At 69.0% G+C, this 20,175-nt stretch carries 18 protein-coding genes; 5 read left to right on the forward strand and 13 right to left on the reverse strand.

Features of this window, described 5'->3' with window-relative positions; all coding sequences use genetic code 11:
- The first annotated feature begins 17 nt into the window (after positions 1-17).
- Both betC and D456_RS23650 read left to right on the forward strand, forming a co-directional pair.
- Complete coding sequence (gene betC, locus D456_RS0104585; RefSeq protein WP_017574978.1) at positions 18-1,556, forward strand: choline-sulfatase; 1,539 nt, start codon at positions 18-20, stop codon at positions 1,554-1,556.
- Between the two features lie 344 nt (positions 1,557-1,900).
- Positions 1,901-2,689 carry an SGNH/GDSL hydrolase family protein gene (locus D456_RS23650; RefSeq protein WP_051049402.1) on the forward strand — a complete coding sequence of 263 codons (789 nt, stop codon included), beginning with the start codon at positions 1,901-1,903 and terminating at the stop codon, positions 2,687-2,689.
- Between the two features lie 142 nt (positions 2,690-2,831).
- On the opposite strand, the gene ureG is transcribed toward D456_RS23650, so the two are convergent.
- From ureG to D456_RS27415, 6 genes are all read right to left on the reverse strand, one after another.
- A complete protein-coding gene (gene ureG, locus D456_RS0104595) occupies positions 2,832-3,572 on the reverse strand; it encodes an urease accessory protein UreG (RefSeq protein WP_017574980.1) in 741 nt (246 codons plus the stop codon).
- Positions 3,573-3,635: 63 nt separating this feature from the next.
- A complete protein-coding gene (locus D456_RS23655) occupies positions 3,636-4,454 on the reverse strand; it encodes an urease accessory protein UreD (protein ID WP_017574981.1) in 819 nt (272 codons plus the stop codon).
- Positions 4,455-4,506: 52 nt separating this feature from the next.
- Positions 4,507-5,214, reverse strand: coding sequence for an urease accessory protein UreF (locus D456_RS0104605; protein WP_017574982.1), 708 nt, complete (start codon positions 5,212-5,214; stop codon positions 4,507-4,509).
- Between the two features lie 40 nt (positions 5,215-5,254).
- Positions 5,255-6,964, reverse strand: coding sequence for an urease subunit alpha (locus D456_RS0104610; RefSeq protein ID WP_017574983.1), 1,710 nt, complete (start codon positions 6,962-6,964; stop codon positions 5,255-5,257).
- On the reverse strand, positions 6,957-7,484 hold the full coding sequence (locus D456_RS28120) for an urease subunit beta (RefSeq protein ID WP_017574984.1): 528 nt from the start codon (positions 7,482-7,484) through the stop codon (positions 6,957-6,959). Before D456_RS28120 ends, D456_RS0104610 begins: the two co-directional genes overlap by 8 nt.
- Complete coding sequence (locus tag D456_RS27415) at positions 7,481-7,810, reverse strand: urease subunit gamma (protein WP_017574985.1); 330 nt, start codon at positions 7,808-7,810, stop codon at positions 7,481-7,483. The genes D456_RS28120 and D456_RS27415 overlap by 4 nt, the downstream gene beginning before the upstream one ends.
- A gap of 411 nt (positions 7,811-8,221) precedes the next feature.
- Here D456_RS27415 and D456_RS23660 point away from each other — a divergent pair, with 411 nt between their 5' ends.
- The gene (locus D456_RS23660; RefSeq protein ID WP_017574986.1) at positions 8,222-8,692 is read left to right on the forward strand and encodes a Fur family transcriptional regulator; all 471 of its coding nucleotides are present in this window, start codon (positions 8,222-8,224) and stop codon (positions 8,690-8,692) included.
- Positions 8,693-8,797: 105 nt separating this feature from the next.
- Here D456_RS23660 and D456_RS0104630 read toward each other — a convergent pair whose 3' ends face one another.
- The 5 genes from D456_RS0104630 to D456_RS0104650 all read right to left on the reverse strand — a co-directional run bounded on the left by D456_RS0104630 (position 8,798) and on the right by D456_RS0104650 (position 13,871).
- Positions 8,798-9,577, reverse strand: coding sequence for an ABC transporter ATP-binding protein (locus D456_RS0104630; protein WP_026115572.1), 780 nt, complete (start codon positions 9,575-9,577; stop codon positions 8,798-8,800).
- Positions 9,578-9,634: 57 nt separating this feature from the next.
- On the reverse strand, positions 9,635-10,651 hold the full coding sequence (locus D456_RS0104635; RefSeq protein WP_017574988.1) for an ABC transporter substrate-binding protein: 1,017 nt from the start codon (positions 10,649-10,651) through the stop codon (positions 9,635-9,637).
- Between the two features lie 51 nt (positions 10,652-10,702).
- Positions 10,703-11,770: a FecCD family ABC transporter permease gene (locus D456_RS0104640; RefSeq protein ID WP_026115573.1), complete on the reverse strand. Its 1,068-nt coding sequence runs from the start codon at positions 11,768-11,770 to the stop codon at positions 10,703-10,705.
- Between the two features lie 264 nt (positions 11,771-12,034).
- Positions 12,035-13,087: a pirin family protein gene (locus D456_RS0104645; protein WP_017574990.1), complete on the reverse strand. Its 1,053-nt coding sequence runs from the start codon at positions 13,085-13,087 to the stop codon at positions 12,035-12,037.
- 109 nt (positions 13,088-13,196) lie between these two features.
- Positions 13,197-13,871 (reverse strand): GntR family transcriptional regulator, encoded by a 675-nt coding sequence (locus D456_RS0104650; protein WP_017574991.1) that lies wholly within the window; start codon positions 13,869-13,871, stop codon positions 13,197-13,199.
- Between the two features lie 108 nt (positions 13,872-13,979).
- Here D456_RS0104650 and D456_RS0104655 point away from each other — a divergent pair, with 108 nt between their 5' ends.
- Both D456_RS0104655 and D456_RS0104660 read left to right on the forward strand, forming a co-directional pair.
- Positions 13,980-15,146 carry a mandelate racemase/muconate lactonizing enzyme family protein gene (locus D456_RS0104655; protein ID WP_017574992.1) on the forward strand — a complete coding sequence of 389 codons (1,167 nt, stop codon included), beginning with the start codon at positions 13,980-13,982 and terminating at the stop codon, positions 15,144-15,146.
- Positions 15,147-15,416: 270 nt separating this feature from the next.
- Positions 15,417-17,138 carry an SLC13 family permease gene (locus D456_RS0104660; protein WP_017574993.1) on the forward strand — a complete coding sequence of 574 codons (1,722 nt, stop codon included), beginning with the start codon at positions 15,417-15,419 and terminating at the stop codon, positions 17,136-17,138.
- 258 nt (positions 17,139-17,396) lie between these two features.
- On the opposite strand, the gene D456_RS27420 is transcribed toward D456_RS0104660, so the two are convergent.
- Positions 17,397-17,627, reverse strand: coding sequence for a hypothetical protein (locus D456_RS27420; RefSeq protein WP_239643776.1), 231 nt, complete (start codon positions 17,625-17,627; stop codon positions 17,397-17,399).
- Positions 17,627-19,657, reverse strand: a complete 2,031-nt coding sequence (locus D456_RS23665) for a phosphodiester glycosidase family protein (RefSeq protein WP_239643777.1) — start codon at positions 19,655-19,657, stop codon at positions 17,627-17,629. Before D456_RS23665 ends, D456_RS27420 begins: the two co-directional genes overlap by 1 nt.
- Positions 19,658-20,175 lie beyond the last annotated feature (518 nt).

The following is a 20,175-nucleotide window of genomic DNA, read 5'->3' on the forward strand; positions in this document are numbered from 1 at the left end:
CGTTGAAAGGAATACCCATGTCTCAGAACCGACCGAACATCATCGTCGTACAGGCCGACCAGATGGCGGCCCAGGCCCTCGGTGCGTACGGGGATCAGGCGGCGAAGACCCCGAACATCGATGCCCTCGCCGATGAGGGGGCGGTGTTCGACCGCGCGTACTGTAACACCCCGTTGTGCGCGCCTTCGCGTGCGTCGATGATGACCGGCCGTCTGCCCTCGGCGATCGGTTGTTACGACAACGGGGACGACTTCGCGGCCTCCGAACCGACCTTCGCCCACCGGCTGCGGGCATCCGGGTACCACACGTCGCTGATCGGGAGGATGCACTTCATCGGGCCGGATCAGCAGCACGGTTTCGAGGAGAGGCTGACCACGGACGTCTACCCGGCCGACCTCGACATGGTTCCCGACTGGAACCGTCCTCTGGCGGACCGGCTCCAGTGGTACCACGACGCCGATGCCGTGTTCACCGCCGGTGTCTCGAAGGCCACGGTGCAGCAGGACTTCGACGACGAGGTCGGTTTCCGGACCCTGCGTCACCTCAACGACAGGGTCCGGGCCAACCAGGCTGCCGGGGAGGACCTGCCCTTCCTGATGGTCACCTCGTTCATCCACCCGCACGACCCGTACGAGCCGCCGCGTGAGCACTGGGACCGGTTCGCCGACGAGGCGATCCCCGATCCGGCCCACCCCGAGGTCCCCGACCCCGAGCAGGACCCGCACAGCCACCGCCTGCGGGCGATGAGCGGGTTCGACCGTCGGGAGCCCGGTATCGACGAGGTCCGCAGGGCCCGCCGTGCGTACTACGCGGCGGTGAGCTACATCGACGACCACATCGGCCGCATCCGTGACCGCGTGGAGGAGCTCGGCCTCGCCGACAACACCGTCATCATCGTCACGAGCGACCACGGCGACATGCTGGGCGAGAAGGGCCTCTGGTACAAGATGTCCCCGTACGAGCAGTCCTCGCGGGTACCGATGATCGTGCACGGGCCCGAACACCTGGTGCCCAGGGGCCGCTTCGCCAACACGGTCTGCCTGCTCGACCTGATGCCCACCCTGTTGGAACTGTCCGGGGCGCCTGGGGCGGGTGAACAGGACGGGCAGTCGTTGCTCGAGACCGCACGCCAGGAGCGCGCGGGCGAGGCCGGCCCCGAGGACCGCGGCATCGTGATCGAGTACCTCGCAGAAGGCACGTTCCGGCCCCAGCTGACGATGGTGCGGGGGCACCTGAAGTACGTCCTGTGCCCCGGCGATCCGGAGCAGCTCTTCGACCTGTCGGTGGACCCGGAGGAACTGCAGAACCGCGCGGCCGATCCCGAGTACGCGGAGACCGTCCGGAAGATGCGGGCAGAGCTCGAGGAGCAGTACGACCTCCCCAGCTTGGAGTCCGATGTGCTGACGAGCCAGGAGAGCCGCCGTCTGGTCGCCGAGGCGCTGCAGAAGGGCCGGGTGAACCCTTGGGACTTCGTCCCCGAGCCTGAGCAGCGCTACGTGCGCGGCGACTTCTGGGGCGCGCTCGGCCACGGGAAGATCGCCGACCCCTCGAGGTGAGTCCTGCGCCGGGTCGGGTCCGCTGCTTCGTTGCAGACCCGGCCCGGCGCCACGTGTGTGCACGGGTGCGCGCGGTGGGGACGGGGCGGCCGTTGCCGTGTCCGGCCGACGTTCCCCACCGCCGCATTACAAAAACCCGGATCCGCCGCTCGGGGTCGTGTTTTTCCCGTTCCACAGACCCTTGCGTGTCCACACAGGCCAACATAATATGCCGGTCGGCAGTAATTGCCCTCACAATTATCGGCCCTCGACCACTCAACGCGTACCACGCCGGCTCCCCCGTCGGCGTTGAGAACGCAACCCCCGCACATCCTCCAGTTCCCCCCGCTCGAACGGAGTCCCCCTTGGCCACCAGGCATGCCTTGTCGGCCGTATCCGGCCTGGCCCTCATCCCCCTGCTTTTCACCGCCCCCGCCGCCGCAGAAACCGCAGATATCAACTATGTCGCGCTCGGTGATTCCTACTCTTCCGGACTGGGAACCCGTGACTACGACGACTCGGCTTGCAAACGGGGGCCTGCGGCCTATCCGGAACTCTGGGCCGCGTCGAATGCGACCGCGTCCTACGATTTCGTCGCCTGTGCCGGCGCCACCACCGACGACGTCCTCGCCAACCAGATCTCCGCGCTGGAACAGGGCACCGACCTGGTCACCATCACCATCGGCGGCAACGACGTCGGGTTCGCCGACGTCATCACCACCTGTCGCACCGGCAGCAACGCCGACTGCGACGAGGTGGGTGAGGAAGCCGAGAACGAGGTCCGTGACGTGTTGCCCGGTCTCCTGGAGGAGACCTACACCGCCATCACCGAGGCCGCGCCCTCGGCGCAGGTCGTGGTTCTGGGCTACCCGCGCCTGTTCGAGATGGGCTCGTGCGGCTTCGGCAGTATCGGCGAGCCCAAACGCGAGAGGCTGAACCAGATGGCCGACACCCTCGGGGACGCCATCGCCGACCACGCCACCGCGGCCGGGCTGACCCACGTCGACGTCCGCGACAACTTCGACGGCCACGGGGTCTGCGCGGACGATCCCTGGCTCAACGGCACGACCGTGCCCCTCGACGAGTCCTACCACCCCAACGACGCCGGCCACGCCGAGGGTTACCTGCCCGCTCTGACCGGGGCCCTCGCCTGACCCTCCCCTGGAAGGCCCTCCCGCTCGCACGGGTGTCCGTGTGCACGCCCGTGCGAGCGGGAGGGGCCGGTGGCGCTCGGCCCCACCGGCCCCACGCAACAGGGATCCGGTCCGGACCGGTACGCGGTCTTCGCGTGCGGAGCTACACGTGGCTGTGGAGGTAGCCGCCCTCCTCGTCCGCGTGGAAGTGCGGGGCCATGGGCCCGGGGTCGGTGGGAACGTGGGTGCCGGAGAGGTGCCGGCGGTGGAGGCCGCGCACCCACTCGCACAGCTGCTCGACCGTGCCCCAGCGCTTCCCCGAGAGTGCCAGCACCGGGGCGCCCTCCCGGGCACGTGTGGCGTCATCGACCATCTGCGGGACATCGACGCCGACATGGTCGGCCAGGTCGACCTTGTTGACGACCACCAGGTCCGCGCGTCCGATACCCGGTCCCCCCTTGCGTGCCACGTCGCCGCCGCCGGCCACGTCGAGGACGAAGAGCTGCGCGTCCACGAGCGATGGCGAGAACGTGGCGGTGAGGTTGTCCCCACCGGACTCGACCAGGACGATGTCCAGCGGAGCGAAGTCCTGTTCCAGGTCCTCGACGGCGAGCAGGTTCATGGTGACGTCGTCACGGATGGCGGTGTGCGGGCAGGCTCCGGTTTCGACGGCGCGGATCCGCTCTTCCGGCAGCACCCCCTCGGCCTTGAGGAAGCGTGCGTCCTCGTCGGTGTAGATGTCGTTGGTGACGACCCCGATGCGCATCTCCTCGGACAGCGCCCGGCACAGCGCGGCGATCACCGAGCTCTTGCCCGTGCCGACCGGCCCGGCCACCCCCAGGCGCAACGACCGGGCCCCCGGTGTGTCGGTGCCCTGTTCCTCGACGGTGTTCTCGCTGCCCATGGTTCTCCTGTTCGTACTCGGTGGTGTTGCTCGGCTCCGGGGGCCGGGAGAGCACCTTTTCGCCTACGGGTCCCCGTCCCGGTCCGGGGACCACGGCGGCCCCAGCATTTCCAGAGCAGCCGAGGTGGAGCGGCTGACGGCGAGGTTGTCCCGTCCCACCGAGCTGATCTGGACGGTGTCGGGGGCGATCCCCATGAGCGCCGTGGACCCGTCGACGACGTCGGAACGCGTCCCCGGCGCCGCGGTGCCCGTGCCGATGGTGCTGCCGGGGTCCACCACCAGGGTGTTGCCCACGCATCCGGCGGTACCGGCCACTGCGGGGGTGTCCCATCCGGTGTGCCGTGCGCCGATGCGCAACTCCTGGTCGTAGAGGGCCCCGCCCCCGCGGGTGGCGCGCACCCGTTGGGCGAGGGTGCCCGGCCGTTCACCGTGCCGTCCCGCGATGAGTTCCTCACGCAGCAGGAAACGCGCGCTCCCGGCCAGTCGCACGCGCGTCTCCTGCCGGTGATCGCAGCCGCGTGCGGCGATCACCGGTTCCGGGAGCCAGATGAAGGTGGCCCCTTCACCGACCCTGACGTCGATCGACATCAGGGACCGGCCCCCGGTCGTCCCCGGAAGCGCCAGGGTCGCGGAGATCTCGTTGAGCACCAGCGAGGCGCCGTCGCCGATGACCACGTCGAGGTGCAGCCGGTCACCGCCGAGCGGGCCCGCCGTGCCCGAGGACAGTGAGACGCGGGCGACCTCTCCCCGGCTGTGGGCCCAGGGTTCGAAGCCCTTGGCATGGGTGGGCCGAAGTACCAGCTGGCCCTCCGACCGCAGGCGGCTCAGCCGGTTGACGCCCCGCCCGTCGAGCTCACAGGTCAGCGCTGCCGACGCGGTCATCCATGACGGTGACGTCCTCGTCCCCCGTGCACTTGGCGGAGGGGCCTGGGTGTCAGGACGCAAAGAGCCTCGTCTCGTGGGTCTCGTGGTCTTCGGCCAGGTGGTCCGACAACGGGGCGCCGTAGGAAGGCAGGTCCTCCGGGTGGTCCAGGGCCCGGCCGGCGGCGTCCTCGGCGATCTCGTCGAGGAGGCCGCGCAGTTCGGCGATGGTCCGGTAAGCGTCGAACGGGTCGGCGCTCATCAGCTTCACCACCGCCGAGGACGGGCCGGAAACGCTCTCGTGGAGTACGCCCCGGGCGGCATCGACCGGGGTGAGGCCCAGCATCGCCGCTCCCGCCCCGAAAGCCACCGGGTGGTTGGGGCCCTGCTGCATCCGCTGCTGCAGCGGATGCGGGTTCACGGCCTTCAGAGCGCGCAACAGTTGGCGTCCCAGGGCATGGGAGACCCTCCGCAGCGCGGGCGAAGGGGTGCGGGCGTCCAGCTCTGTGTCGAGCACCGCCAACCGGGTCAGGGTCTGTTGTTCCTCGCCTGGTTCCGCGTCGGCCCCCGCTCCCCGGAGGGCCGCACAGGCGGCCGCGGCGAAGGCGGCGTTCGTCGCGCCTGTCGTCGTCGCACGCCCGGTGAGGAAGCGCCCGAGGTCCGCTGTGTCACGGACCCTGCCGGTGCGGACGGCCGCCTCGAGGCCACCGGAGTGGGCGTACCCGCCGGCGGGCAGGCGCCCGTCGGCGAGCAGCAGCAACCCCGCCGTGCCGTGTGTCATCCCGTACGGCCTCCGTCCTCTCCTCGCAGCCGGCACCGGTTCAGAACAGGTAGTAGCGCTGTCCCATCGGGACCTCGGAGGTCGGCCGGTGCTCGACGAGCTCACCGTCGACGGTCACCCCGTAGGTGTCCGGGTTCACCGAGATCTCCGGCAGCGCGGTGTTCTCCGGCATGTCCGCCTTCGTGCGGCCGCGGACGGACTCCACGGCGACCATCCGGCGGTCGATGTCGAGTTTTTCCGGCAGACCCGCGTCGAGAGCGGCCTGGGACACGAACGCCACCGAGGTGGATGCGGCCGCGCGGGTGTGGTCGTTGAAACCGCCGCGCGGCATGACCGGCTGCGGGGTGGGCACAGAGGCGTTGGGGTCGCCCAGCGCGGCCGAGGCGGCCATGCCGCCCTTGACGACCACCTGCGGACGCATGCCGAACAGCGCCGGTTGCCACAGCACCACGTCGGCCATCTTGCCGACCTCGACCGAACCGATGTGCGGCTCCAGGCCGTGGGCCACTGCCGGGCAGATCGTGTACTTGGCGACGTACCGGCGGGCCCTGTGGTTGTCCGCGTGGCCGTCCCCGGGCAGGGCCCCGCGCAGTTCCTTCATCCGGTGGGCGGTCTGCCAGGTGCGGGAGACGACCTCTCCGATGCGGCCCATGGCCTGGGCGTCGGAGGAGAAGATCGAGAGCGCGCCGATGTCCTGCAGGACGTCCTCGGCGGCGATCGTGCCGGCACGCACGCGGGACTCCGCGAAGGCCAGGTCGTTGGGCACCTGCGGGTTCAGGTGATGGGCCGCCATCACCATGTCCAGGTGTTCGTCGACCGTGTTGACTGTGAAGGGGCGCGTCGGGTTGGTCGATGCCGGGAGTACGTTGGGGTCACCGGCGATCCGGATGATGTCGGGAGCGTGGCCGCCACCTGCACCTTCGGTGTGGTACGAGTGGAACGTCCGGCCGTCGACCGCGCGCCTGAGGTCCTCGACGAACCCGGCCTCGTTGAGCGTGTCCGAGTGGATGGCGACCTGGATGCCGGAGTCGTCGGCGGTGCGCAGGGCGGCGTCGACGACGGCCGGGGTGGCGCCCCAGTCCTCATGGACCTTCAGTCCGCCCGCGCCGGCACGGAGCTGTTCCCAGTGCGCCTCCTGGGAGACGGTGTTGCCGAGGCCGAGCATCAGGTAGTTCACCGGCCACGGGTCCATGGCTTCGAACATGCGGTGCAGCCACCACTGGCCCGGTGTCGCCAACGTCGCCTTGGACCCTTCGAAGGGCCCCGTACCGCCACCGACCACCGTGGTGGTGCCGGTCTGGAGCGCGACGCGGAACATGTCGGGCCCCACGTAGTGCACGTGGGTGTCGATGGCGCCGGCGGTCATGATCATGCCGTTCCCGGCCATGACCTCCGTGGAGGGGCCGATCACCAGGGCGGGGTCGACGCCGTCCATGATGTCCGGGTTTCCGGCCTTGCCGATGCCGCAGATGCGACCGTCCCGGACCCCGACATCGGCCTTGACCACACCCCAGTGGTCCAGGACCACCGCACCGGTGACGACCAGGTCCGGGGTGCCGTCGGCCCGGGTGGCGGCGGACTGTCCCATCGATTCACGGATGGTCTTCCCGCCGCCGAAGACGACCTCGTCACCGCCTGCGCAACGGTCCTCCTCGACCTCGATCGTCAGGTTGGTGTCGGCCAGGCGTACACGGTCCCCGGCGGTCGGGCCGTAGGACGAGGTGTACTCGGCACGTGAGATCTCAGCCATCCAGCTCTCCTCCGCACAGGCCCCGGAGGCCTGGAACGATACGGCGCCCGCGGAGCGGGACCAGCTCCACTTCGACGACGGCTCCTGGTTCGAAGCGCGTCGCACCTCCGGAGAGCACGTTCAGTCGGCGTCCCCAGGCCGCGTCACGATCGAAGTCGAGGGCGGCGTTGGCCTCGGCGAAGTGGTAGTGGCTCCCGACCTGGATCGGGCGGTCGGAAGTGTTCGAGACCCGGACCTCGGTGACCTCCCGGCCCCGGTTGATGGTCACCGGGTCGTCCTGGAGCAGCAGTTCGCCCGGGATGATGCCGGCTCTTCTCGTGTCCTCGGCTGTGTCCTCACGCAACGGCGCCTGGCGCATGCCCGTACCGGGGCGCCGCGGTTCCGAGGGGCCGGAGTACCCCGTCGAGTGGGAGCGGTCGGCGTCCGAACCGAAACTCCTGCGTTCCGGGGCGTCCTTCCGGGGGTAGTCACGGCCCGGTGCGTCGGAGGGGTGCTGCCGGTTCTGGTGTGCGTCGCTCATGGGATCGGTCCCGTCACGGTCACGAGCTTCGTGCCATCGGGGAAGGTGGCCTCGATCTGCACCTGGGCCAGCATTTCCGGCACTCCGTCCATCACATCTTCACGGCCCAGCACTGTGCGGCCGTACTCCATCAGGTCGGCCACCGACCGGCCGTCGCGGGCGCCCTCGTACAGTGCCGATGAGATGACGGCCGTCGCTTCGGGAAGGTTGAGCCGCAGGCCTCTCCCCCGCCGTTCCCACGCCAATCTACTGGCCGTATAAACCATGAGGCTCTCCTGCTCATGGAGGGCAAGAAACACGGTTTCCTCCTCGACGAAGTGCAGCACGGAAACGACCCGGGACGCCCCGGAATTCCTATACGAACCGGACCCCAGAACTCGGGACACGAACCAGCCGCACCGGTCATTCTTCTGAGCCCCTCTCGACTCTTCGAGCATAGAGACCTCTCCCGCGCAGACAGCACAGACATGCCCACCGAACTCCAATTTCCACCCGCGCAGGATCCACCCTCGATGATACGGATACCGTTCTTTCGCACCCCGATACCGACATCACCGACACAACAGAACCAGACATCAATCGCATGCACAATAAGAGTACTTCATACAAGGTTTTCTCACCCAGAATGCACAGGAACCACCCGGAACCAACTGCACTGAAATTACCGGGGGCAGCGTCGCTTTCGTACAGTAAGTGCATGGCTTTCACACTTGCCCGGAATGTACAATGGGGCGAGAATGCAACCACACGCCCCCCACCACCAGGACACCGAAGCGCTCGTCGCGCAGGCCGTCGCTCGCCTGCGCGTAGCAGGCGAGCGGATCACGCCTGCACGGCGTGACATGCTCACGGTGCTGGCCGGTTCCCCGGAGCATCTGAGCGCGGACGAGGTCGTCAGCCGCATGACCGATTCCCGTCAGACCGGTACGGCCCACCGGACCACGGTCTACAGGACCTTGGAACGGTTCGCCGCAGCCGGGATCGTCGTGCACCAGCGCCTGCCCGGTGGAGCCACCGGCTACCACCTGAGAACCGACAGCCACCTGCACGGCCACTGTGTCGGGTGTCAGGCCGTGGTGGCGCTGCCCACCGAGGTGCTCGAGGAGATCGCCCCGGCCCGGGAACGGATGAGAGCGACCTCCGGCTTCGAGATCGACCTGCACGGCAGCACCCTGCTCGGACGATGCGGAGACTGCCGGGGAAGGTAGTCCGGCGGTGATGCCGGCACGGGTCCCCGGCGCCTGCGCCGGCGGCCGTCGAACTCCCCGACTCGGGCGGCCCCGTACACAGGAACCTCCCGCGGCCGACCGGAATCATGTGTCGTCTCCTGCCCCCTCGGGGCGACGGAAGAGCAACTGTGGAACCTCGTCGTAGGCTGCTGTCCGTTCCGCCCCCACCCCGTAGAGGGCCCCGATCAACTCGGGCTGCAGGACTTCCCGGGCCTCGCCGTCCGCGCGCACCCTGCCCCGGTCCAGCAGCACCAGGCGGTCACAGTACCGAGCCGCGAGGTTGAGATCGTGCAGGACCACCACCGCGGTCATCCCCAAACTCCGCACCAGATCGAGGACCTGGTGTTGATAGCCGATGTCGAGGTGATTGGTGGGCTCGTCCAGCAGCAGGCAGTCGGCTTCCTGCACCAGGGCTCGGGCGATCAGGACCCGCTGCTTCTCCCCACCGGAGAGTTCGGACACCTCGCGGTGCGCCAGCCCCAGGGCCCCGACCTTCTCCAACGCAGCGGCGGCGATCGCATCGTCCCGTGAACTGCGGCGGGAGAACATACCCAGATGCGGTGTGCGGCCGAGGAGGGCCATGTCCGCGACGGAGAGCATCAACTCGCTCTGCGGTTCCTGCACCACCACCGCGATACGTTGCGCGATCTGTCGGGGGTTCAACTGCTCCAGTGGCCGGCCGTCGAACATGACGGTCCCCTCCAGCGGACGCAGGGCGCCGAACAGGGTTCGCAACAGTGTGGTCTTACCACCGCCGTTCGGCCCGAGCAGCCCGAGGAGCTCGCCGCGGCGTACCTGGAGGTCCACCCCGGTCAGTACGGGCCTCCTTCCGTAGGAATGGCCGATGCCGCGTGCTGCGAGCAAGGGGTGGGGACTTCTCTCCCCCACTGCGGGCGCGGAAAGGATCTGTGTCATCGCGGCTCAACCCCGCGCGCTGAAGTGTTCGGCGATGTGTTCGAGCCCGTCGACGACCAGGGGGGAGGCCGGTTCGGTGAAGTTGAACAGCTGGTACCGGATGTCGCCCTCCGAGACCGCTGCGACGCTCTCGATGCCGGAGCGCTGCAGGAGCGCCTCCTGAGCTTCTTCTCTCCCGCCCTGGTGGAGGACGACGAGGACGTCCGGATCGCGGTCGATGAGTTCCTCGGTCTGAACCTCGAAGACACGCTCGTCCATGTCGGCGAAGACGTTCTCGAAACCCGCGGCATCCAGCTGCGGATGGGCCATCGACGCCGTGCCATAGGTGTACAGCGGCCCTCCACCGGCGGAGGGGTAGAGCACCGCAGCGGTGCGGTCCTCGTCCCGGGTCCGCTCCTCGACCGCAGCGACGCGGTCGGACAGTTCGTTGCTGAGCCCCTCGGCCTCCTGGCCGCGGTCGAAGATCTCGCCGTAACGGTCGATCTCGGCGTGGACGTCGTCGAAGGACGCCTCCCCACCATTGCCCTCGCAGTAGAGCTCCTGGGTCAGGACGGCACTGCCGGCATCTTCCAGGCCCGCACGGGTGACCCCGTCCGGCAGCCCCAGGACCAGGTCCGGTCCTTGGGCGACGACCTCCTCCTGAGAGATCATCAGATGTCCGGAGGCGTCCATGTCCTCGGAGAATGCCTCTGCGCCCTGGACCTTCTGCGCCAGTTCGCCGTCGTAGTACTCCAGGGGGAAGAAGCCGGCGCGGGACTGCACACGCTCGAAGACCCCGATACCGTCGAGGATCGTCACCGGTGCGGACTCGAGCAGGACCACGCGCTCCGGCGGGGCCTCGAACACGACCTCGTGGCCGCAGTTGTCGATGGTGATCGGATAACCCTCGGGCGAGCTGCGCCCGCCTTCACCTTCGGCGGTTCCGTCGTCCCCACAAGCGGTCGTCACCAGGACGGCGACGACGGAGAGGCACGTCAGGCGGGCCGCGGCTGTAGCGGTGGTAGCGGCGGTGCTGGACCCCATGGTCTTCCTCTCTCGGGGGCTTCCTCGGATGCCGGGGCACGGAAGCGGCCCCTAGGTGTTCTCGGCGTACATTCGGCGGATCAGCAGGAGCAGGAACGGGGCGCCGATCAGTGCGGTGATGATTCCGATCGGCAGTTCGCGCGGCTGCATGAGTACTCGGGACAGGGCATCGGCCCAGATCAGCAACCCGCTGCCCAACAGCGCCGTGACCGGCAACAGTCGGGCGTGGACTGTGCCCACCAGGCGGCGGGCCAGGTGCGGCACGACGAGTCCGACGAAGCCGATGACTCCGGCCCCGGCGACAGCTGCTCCCGTGCAGACCGAGACCACTGTCAGCAGCTGGAGCCGGGTCGCGGCGGGGCCGACCCCCAGAGCACGGGCCGTCTCGTCACCGACGGCCAACGCGTCCAGGCGGCGCGAGAGCAGCATCAGCACCACGGCCCCCACGGCCACGACACCGGTGACGGCGGCCAACAGCACGTCCCAACGCGCCAGGGACAGCGACCCGAGCAGCCAGAACATGACGGTGCGGGATCCCTCGGCGTCGTCGGAGGAGAAGACCAGGAAGCTCGTGCCCGCGGAGAGCGCGTAACCCACGGCAATCCCGCCGAGGAGCAGGCGTACGGAGGTCGCCTGTCCGCCTGCGTGCCCGAGCCAGAAGACCAGGAGTGAGGCGCCCATGGCGCCCAAGAAGGCGCTGACCGGCAGTGCGTACTGTCCGATGCCCGCGCCGAGACCGAAGAGGATCGCTCCGGCGGCGCCCGTGGACGCACCCGAAGAGATACCGAGAACGTAGGGGTCGGCCAACACGTTGCGGATCATGCCCTGCAGCACCGCGCCGCTCATCGCCAGTGCGGCCCCCACGGCCAGGCCCATGACCACGCGGGGCAGTCGGATGTCGATGACGATGGAGACCTCTGCCGGGGTCGCCCCGGTATCACCGGCCCATCCGATCTTCTGGGCCACCACCGCCGCCGTCGTCTGGGGCGGGACCGGGGCAGGGCCGATGCCGACACACAGCACCGCGCTGAGCCCCACCGAGAGGAGCAGGCCGGCAGTCCAGAGCTGGGCACGTCTTCGTACTTCGGCAGTGAGCTGTTCAGGTGCTTGAGTAGCCACTCGCTACATTGTTGCATGTAAAGGTGGATTTCAGCAGACCCGGGATAAATCCTCTTTCCGGCCACCGGAGATCGATCGTCCTCAGCACACCAGCAGCACACCAGAACTCAACCGAATCCCGATACCATGAGACTGTCCAGCTTTGAGCGCTTTATACCGAATGCTCAGGAAACACAACTTTCGTGCTTATTGTGACTCCTGTGCAGAATGACCACGGCGGACGCCGGCGTCCGGGGACGAGGACGCGGGCGCCCGTGAGGCAGCTCAGCCCTGGAACCGTGCGTGGGGCGGAGGGTTCTTCCTCGGCCGAATCCGGACCGGGGGCAGTTCCGGGGCCGGGATCCGGTCCATCCCCTCGCGGTTCTTTCCCGGGCCGCCGTGGCCCACGTAGCCCTCGACGCGGCCGAACCGTTCGCCGTGGTTCTGCCATTCTTCGCGGTACTGCTCGATCTCCTCCGTCGAGCGACCCAGGAAGTTCCACCACATGAGGACCTCCTCGGTGAAGGGGGCGCCTCCCACCAGCACGGTCCTGGCCGGCCCGTCGCCGTCGTTGGCGATCCGCAGGGTCCGGTTCTCCACTCCGGTGTAGCCCACGGCGTCCTTGGGCACGTGCACGCCTTCGAGGGTGAGGGCCTCACCCGTGTCCACCAGAAGGCCGTGCTCGAACCCGGGGTCGACCTGCAGATCGAGGACTGCGCCGGGATCGAGCCTGATCTCGGCCCCCACCAGCGGCGTGTGCATGCTCACCGGCGCCTCCGCCCCCAGCAGTGATCCGAGGAACACGAGCGCGGATCCCCCGTCGAACCCGACGGGTTCGGGAACGAAGTGCTCGAACTCGCGGCCCGGTCTGTCACGCACCTCCTCCGGGAGGGCGATCCAGAGCTGCAGCCCGTGGAGCCGGCTGGTGTCCGGCGTGGAGGTCTCGGAGTGGCAGATGCCCGCCCCCGCCGTCATCAGGTTCATCTCTCCGGGAAGGACGTGGGCGCTGTTGCCACCGGAGTCGATGTGGGAGACGGTCCCCTCGAACAGCCAGCTGAGCGTCTGCAGCCCCGTGTGCGGGTGCGGAGCCACGTCCATGCCGCCGGTGGCCGAGACCTCGTCCGGCCCGTAGTGGTCGATGAAGCACCACGCTCCGATCAGGGAACGCTGCCGTTGCGGCAGCGTACGGCGCACGTTCATGGCGCGTGGCCCGCCCAGGGGCACGGCGCGGGCGGTGATGATCTCGACCGGGGCCCGGCCCGCGTGCTCCGACCATGGCCCGGGAAGGCCGCCGTCGACGCACACGTGGGTGTCCGGGTTCTCCTCCGGATTGGTCATTGCGGTGTCCTTTCTGCCGCTCTGGGGTGGGCCCTTCCGGGGAACGCCGGGGACGACGCACGGGTTCCCCTCGTCCCTCGGAACGGGGACCGCACGAACAGAAGGGTCCCTAAGCACGCTCGCGGTCCTCGAGGGTGCCCGTGACCGTGGCTCCGAGACTGTTGCGGACGTGGGAGCGCACCAGTTCGGCTGCGGCGGCACCGTCGCCGTCGATGACCAGTTCCAGGATCTGGTGGTGCTGCTTCAGATCGATGGTGCGCGGTTCGGCCCCCGCGGGCAGCTCGAGACCGATCCGCCGGTACCGGTCGGCCTTGTCCCACAGGTCGTCCAGGAGTCGGATCATCACTTTGTTGTGGGACGCGGCGTAGATCGCCCGGTGGAAGGCCCGGTGCGCGGTGATGGCTTCCTCGCCCCAGGTCCGGGTGACGGGCAGGAGTTCCTCGGCGGCCGCCTGCATCGTGGCGATCTCCCGTTCCGTGCGGCGTTGCGCGGCGAGCTCGGTGGCGGAGGGTTCCAGCGAGAGGCGGACCTCCAACAGCTCACGCGCCTCGGAGGCGCTCATGGGGGCCACGCGGACGTCTCGGTGGGCGTCCATCACGACCCAGTCCTCACTCGCCAGCCGCCTGATCGCCTCGCGCAGAGGGGTGATGCTCATCCCCATCTCTTCCGCCAGTTCGTACTGGGACAGGCGTGATCCTGGGGCGAGCCCACCGGAGGTGATCCTCTGGCGCAGCTCGGTGTAGGCCAGCCCGCCCTTGCTGGAGAAGACGTTCGCGCTGGTCATCTCGGCCTCTCGTCATTTTCGCTCGCGGGCTTGTGGCCCCGGTCTCAGTCAGCATATGCTCCGGATAACTTATAAGCCTCTTATAAGAGTACTGGCAGGAAGAGGACCATGAAAATCGTTTCCGCTCACGTCGGCACCATCCCGATCAGCTCGTCGATGCGCAACGCCTACATCGACTTCAGCAAGATGGACTGCACGGTCCTGGCTCTGGTCAGCGACGTGGTGGTCGACGGCAAGCCGCTGGTGGGTTACGGCTTCAACTCCAACGGCCGGTACAACGCCACCGCCATCCTGAGCGAGCGGATGCTGCCGCGGCTGCAGAACGCCGCTCCGGAAGAGCTGCTGGACGAGAACGGCGAGCTCTCGCCCGCCCAGGCGTGGGACGTCATGATGCGCAACGAGAAGCCCGGCGGACACGGTGAACGCTCCGTCGCCGTCGGCGTGGTGGACATGGCGCTGCACGACCTCGCCGCCAAGGCCGCGGGTGTGCCGCTGTACCGGTGGATCTCCGACCACTACGGTGACGGCGCCCCGGACGAGGACGTCTTCGTCTACGCCGCCGGCGGCTACTACGCACCCGGCAAGAGCCTGGAGGACCTGCAGAACGAGATGCGGGGCTTCCTCGACTCCGGGTACGAGATCGTCAAGATGAAGATCGGCGGGGCCGACCTGGCCGAGGACCTCCGGCGTATCGAGGCGGTCATCGACGTCCTGGGCGGCGACGGCTCCCGGCTGATGGTGGACGCCAACGGCAAGTTCGACCTGCAGACCGCCCTGGAGTACGGCAAGGCCATCGACCCGTACGGCCTCTTCTGGTACGAGGAGGTCGGTGACCCGCTGGACTACGGTCTCAACGCGACGCTGTCGGAGAACTACCGCAACCCCATCGCGACCGGCGAGAACCTGTTCTCACTGCAGGACGCCCGGAACCTGATCCGCTACGGCGGCATGCGCCCGGACCGCGACTTCGTCCAGGTCGACCCGGCGCTGAGCTACGGGCTGACGGAGTACCGCCGGTTCCTGGACATGCTCGCCCAGCACGGGTGGTCCTCCCGGCGGTGCATCCCGCACGGCGGGCACCAGTTCTCGCTGCACATCGCCGCGTCCCTCAAGCTGGGCGGCAACGAGTCCTACCCCGGAGAGTTCCAGCCCACGGGCGGCTTCACCGACGACGCGGTGATCGCCGACGGCCGTGTGGCACCGGGCGACCTTCCGGGTATCGGGCTCGAGGGCAAGGCGGAGTTCTACAAGGTCCTCCGAGGCCTGCACGAGTGACCGCCCACGGCCGATGAGCCCCGCAGGGGGCATCGGTCAGGGCACCGCCGTTCTCACGACCACGGACGGTCGCCCCCGAGACAGCCTGAACGACCGCCCGAACGACAGGCGCTGCCTCCGAACCCGGCTCCGCAATGCCATCGGGCTCTCCACCCCCCTTGCGGAGCACCCCAGGCCTCGTTCCCCTTCACGGCCGATTCTCACCCCGCCTGCCCGACCCGATCCCCCGCAGCAAGTCGAGCCGAGCAAAAGACCGAAGAAGGTACAGCAATGACAACCTCCTACCTGCATTCCCTGTGGGGGAACCTGTGGGTGTCACACCGAGAGCTCAAAGAACTCCTGACCTTCTCCTGGCGCAGGAAAGCACCGCGAACTGAGCTGGTGAAGGCCGGCAGCGGAGCCACCGGCGGCCCCGCTGCAGACCGTGCCGACGTGAGGACCTCGGCAGCGGCCGAGAGCTCGCAAGCAGCCGAGAGTCCGGAGACACCCCAGGAATCCGGCGCCCCCGGCCCCGGGTACACGCCCGCACGCATCACCGGGTTGATCCTCGGACCGCTGCTGTTCCTGGTGACGCTCGCCTTCTTCGACCCGGAAGGGCTCTCCCCCGAGGGGAGAGGGGTCCTGGCCTCCACCCTCTGGGTCGCGACCTGGTGGATCACCGAGGCGATCCCCATCCCGGTCACGTCCTTGCTCCCGGTCGCGCTCCTGCCGCTGACCGGCGCGGTGGACGGCGACGAGGTGGTCGCCGCGTACGGCGACGACATCATTTTCCTGTTCCTCGGCGGTTTCTCGCTCGCGATCGCGATGGAGAAATGGAACCTCCATCAGCGCATCGCCCTCTCGATCGTCTCCGCGATCGGTACGAGCCCGCGCCGCATCATCCTCGGCTTCATGGTCGCGACAGGCTTCCTGTCGATGTGGGTCTCCAACACGGCCGCGACCATGATGATGATCCCCGTCGGTCTGGCGGTCGTTTACCAGGCCTCCCGCTCCCTACGCGGCGGGGAACACGCATCCGACCTGTCGAAGTTCGAGAAGTCCGTCGTCTTCGGCATCGGCTACGCGGCCACCATCGGCGGTCTCGGCACGCTCATCGGAACGCCGCCGCTCGCCATCCTCTCCGCGACCGTCGGGAGGATCTACGGTGAGAGCATCGGGTTCGGCACCTGGATGATGTTCGGTGTTCCGATCGTCGTCGTCCTCCTGGCCATCGCATGGTTCTACCTGACGGGCATCAAGTTCAAGGTCGGGTTCAAGCACCTTCCTGGTGGCGAGGAGAGCATCCGGGGAGAGAAGAGAGCTCTCGGCACGATGTCCACCGAGGAAAAGACCGTGCTCGGCGTGTTCCTCGCAGTGGCGTTCATGTGGGTCACGCGTTCCTTCATCTGGGAAGGCCTCGTTCCGGGTATCAGTGACGGCGTGATCGCGGTCGTCGCGACGGTGGTCCTGTTCACCTTGCCGACCAGCAACCGCGAGGAGAAGAGGATCCTCCAGTGGGAGGACTCGAAGAAGATCCCCTGGGGCATTCTCCTGCTGTTCGGCGGCGGCCTGGCCATCGCTGCGGGGTTCGTCGAAACCGGCCTCTCCGCGTGGATCGGCGACCAGCTGCGCACGCTCGACGGCATCAACGTGGTCCTGATCATCATCGTGTCAGCCGCGCTCGTTCTGTTCCTGACCGAGATCACCTCGAACGCCGCTACGGGAACGATGATCCTCCCGGTCATGGCGGCCTTCGCGGTCTCTCTGGACATCCACCCGTACGCGCTGATGGTCCCCTGCGCGATGGCCGCGAACTGCGCGTTCATGCTCCCGGTGGGCACCCCTCCGAACGCGATCATGTTCGGTACCGGAAGAGTCTCGATCATGGACATGGTCAAGACCGGGTTCTGGCTGAATCTGATCGCCCTGTTCTTCGTTCTCCTGGGCGTGCTCTTCATGCTGCCGGCGATGTGGGGGATCGACCTCATGTCCATCCCTGCCGGCTTCCAGTGATCTGACCCGCGCGGCCATCGGTCGCGGCGGACCCGCACCTTTCATCGGCCCCACCGGCCCCGACCACCGTCCTTGGTCGGGGCCGGTTCCGGTTTCCGGGGCCGATGTCCGCAGTGTGCGGGTCCCTGATGCGATACCACGCCACGGCGCAGACCGGGAGGGCGGAAACGACCGGTGGACCACCGGACCACGCCCGGAAGGCACCGAGGGAACGGCAGGGGACGCTTCCCCGCGGCCGGCCCCGGGACCGGCCGCCGCTCAGCCGTCGGGCAGCGCCTCGGGCGCGGTCTCGGCGTGGATGCCGTCGAGCACCACCTCACCGGTGTAGGTGCGGCCGGGATCCTGCTCCAGGAGGTAGCCCCTCGAGAGCGTGAGGGGGTGCCCGGCGGTCTCGGGCACCTCGAACCGCACGTCGCGCCAGCCCTCCCAGTCGACAGCCGGGCCTTCGAGGGCGTGGCCCACACCGTGGTCGTCGGTCAGGCTGAGCATCAGACGCGCGCCGCTGCCGTCTCCGCGCACACCCACGGTGAAGGCGAACGCCTGGTGGTCGAGGACGAGCGGTTCGGGCGGGAAGACCGAGGCGTCACGGGTGCGGATGTCGCGGGTGAAGTCGTAGGCCAGGGCCAGGCCGGGCCCGTCCGTGTTCCGACGGAGACGGGGACCTCGGTGCTCGTACCGCCTGCGGTCACGGTGACGGTGCCCGCGCCCTCGTCGGCCTGTGCCCGCACCTCGAAACGGCCGTCCTCGTGGGCCACGACCTCGGCCAGGTCGGGATCGGCCTCGACCTCGGCGTCGACCGGTTCGACCGGTGCGGCCTCCCCCGCATCTGTGACACCTGTGAGCACGAAAGAGGCGGTGTCGCCGGCGGAGGCCAGTCCCAGGTGTCCCGGCGTGGACCGGAGTGTGTCCGGCGCGGGCAGCACCTCGAGGCCGACGCTGCCTTCGAGGGTGCCGGCCGTGCCGGTCACGGTGACCGGGCCGGGACTGCCGGCGACGTAGCGAGGGCCGTCGCCGTGGCCGTCCGGGGCGGACAGTTCCAGCTCGCCGGTGCGGTCGTCCGGGGTGTCGGGGGCGCCGGGACCGGAAGGGCCGAAGGCCTCGTCGTGTCCGGTGGCGGCGAGGGTACGGTGCATCCCGGTGAACACGCGCCGCGGATCCTCCTGGTACGGCGCGGGGTCACCGTGCTGGGGGCGGGGTTCCAGGGCGGTACGCATCCACAGGCCGGAGGTCTGCGCCGACCCTTCGGGTGCGGTGACCACCAGACCGTTGGGCACTTCCCGGGGCTCGTCCCCGGGGCGGTTGCGCAGTTCCGGGCGCACTCCTCCGGGTTCTCGGACCGGAAGGGTCGAGGATCCGCCGCCGTCCAGTTCCAGTGCCTGGTCGGCACCGGCGCCGGCGAGCAGTTCGGCGACCTCCGTGAGTGTGGAGCCGGCGGTGGAGGGGTTGCGTCCGTCCGTGGTGACCACGTGCAGGTCGGTGCCGTCCTCGGAGAACCCGACGGCGGTGCGCGGCGCGCGGGAGTCGTCGTCGACGGGCACGGGGGCGCCGTCGCGGACCAGGACGTGGCGCCCGCCCAGGACGGTCCGGGGCTCGTCGGTACCGTCGGCGGTGAGGGTGTGCTCGATATCGATCCGGTCGCCCTCGGCGAGTGCGGCGATCGCCTCGGCCGAGGCGCCCCGGGCCACGAGTACCTGCTCGTCGGTGCCGATCGGTCCGCTGCCGGGTGTGTCGGTGATCCGGTCGACGGTGCCGTCGGAGACCACGGCCTCGGCGACGGGTCCGGAGTCCCCGTCATCGGCTCCCGTGTCCCCGTCTCCCGCGTCCGCGGGATCGGCCACGTGTCCCTCAGGGCCGGCCCCGGCTCCGCCCTCCGGTCCGTGCACGACGTGTTCCCGGGGGTGTGCACCCCAGTCCGACGTGTACAGGCCGAGGCCGTCGGCCGGCACGGTCGAGGTGTTCAGCGCGTCGAGGCCGAGGTCCCCGGACGGCGACGAGACGGTGCCTTCGAACGCGACTTCCCGCACGCTTCCGGCACCGTCGGCGTCGATGACCAGGGCATTGGTGAAACCCTCGTCCGGTGAGGTCAACGCGTGTCCGTCGCGCATCCCGGCGCCGCTGGGGGCCTGGGTGGCTCCGATGTCGAAGAAACCCCCGTTGACCGCGGCGACGACGGTGGAGCCCTCCGGGGCTTCGGCGGCAGCCGCCATCTCCGGCACGGTCGCGGGGCAGGTGAGACTGCCGCCGTCGACGTGCTGGACGGTGGTGTCCTCGGTGAGGTCGACGGTGAGGAGGTTGGCGTACTGTTCCTCGCCGTTCTCCGGATCGCCGGCCGGGACGGGGCCGGCGACGAGGTCGACCCCGGTGGCGATGTGTTCTTCGGCGGCTCCGGGGATGGGGGCCTCCGCGTCCGCGGGGGACGCGGGCACGAGCAGGGGCACGGGTAGCAGGAGCGTGGCCACCGCGGCGGCCACGGGAAAGCCGGCCGATCGACCGGAGAGCCTCGGGGGGAAACGGTTCACGGGGGGCACCCTTCCACGTCAGGGCTGGGCTCGGCGGCGAGCGACACACCCGCACGGGGCCGTGTGCTCCCGTCCACGAGGTGATCCTCCCAGGGGCACAACACCCCCGCGAGGGGTGCAGATGAACGGAGAACGAAGAAGGCGGGGAGCCCCGGTGGGCGTGTGCCTCGGCGCGAGCGAGGAGGGGCACCCCTGGGCTCATACCTTCCGCACAAAAGGCCGAGCCCCAGGGCAGGTGCACGGTGCAAGACCGCCCCCAGCCACAAGAAACAAGCATGATCAGCCACACGAGGGGCCGAGCCCCAGAGCACGTGCACGGTGCAAGGGCTCCCCTCCCCCGCAAGCGGCAGGTCTGCTCAGCCACAGTCCTCGCTCGGTGCGTCGCCCCTTTGGCCGAAGGCCCCCTATGCGCGTTCCGCGCGGTGGTCTCCCGAGCCGTTCTTACGCGGTCTCTGGAGGCCCGGAGCCCCTCAGGCACCTACGCACGGGGGACGCGTGAGCCCGCGCCCTGTCCTTGA

Origin of the sequence: Nocardiopsis kunsanensis DSM 44524, assembly GCF_000340965.1 — a bacterium.
In the GTDB taxonomy this organism is placed as follows: domain Bacteria; phylum Actinomycetota; class Actinomycetes; order Streptosporangiales; family Streptosporangiaceae; genus Nocardiopsis; species Nocardiopsis kunsanensis.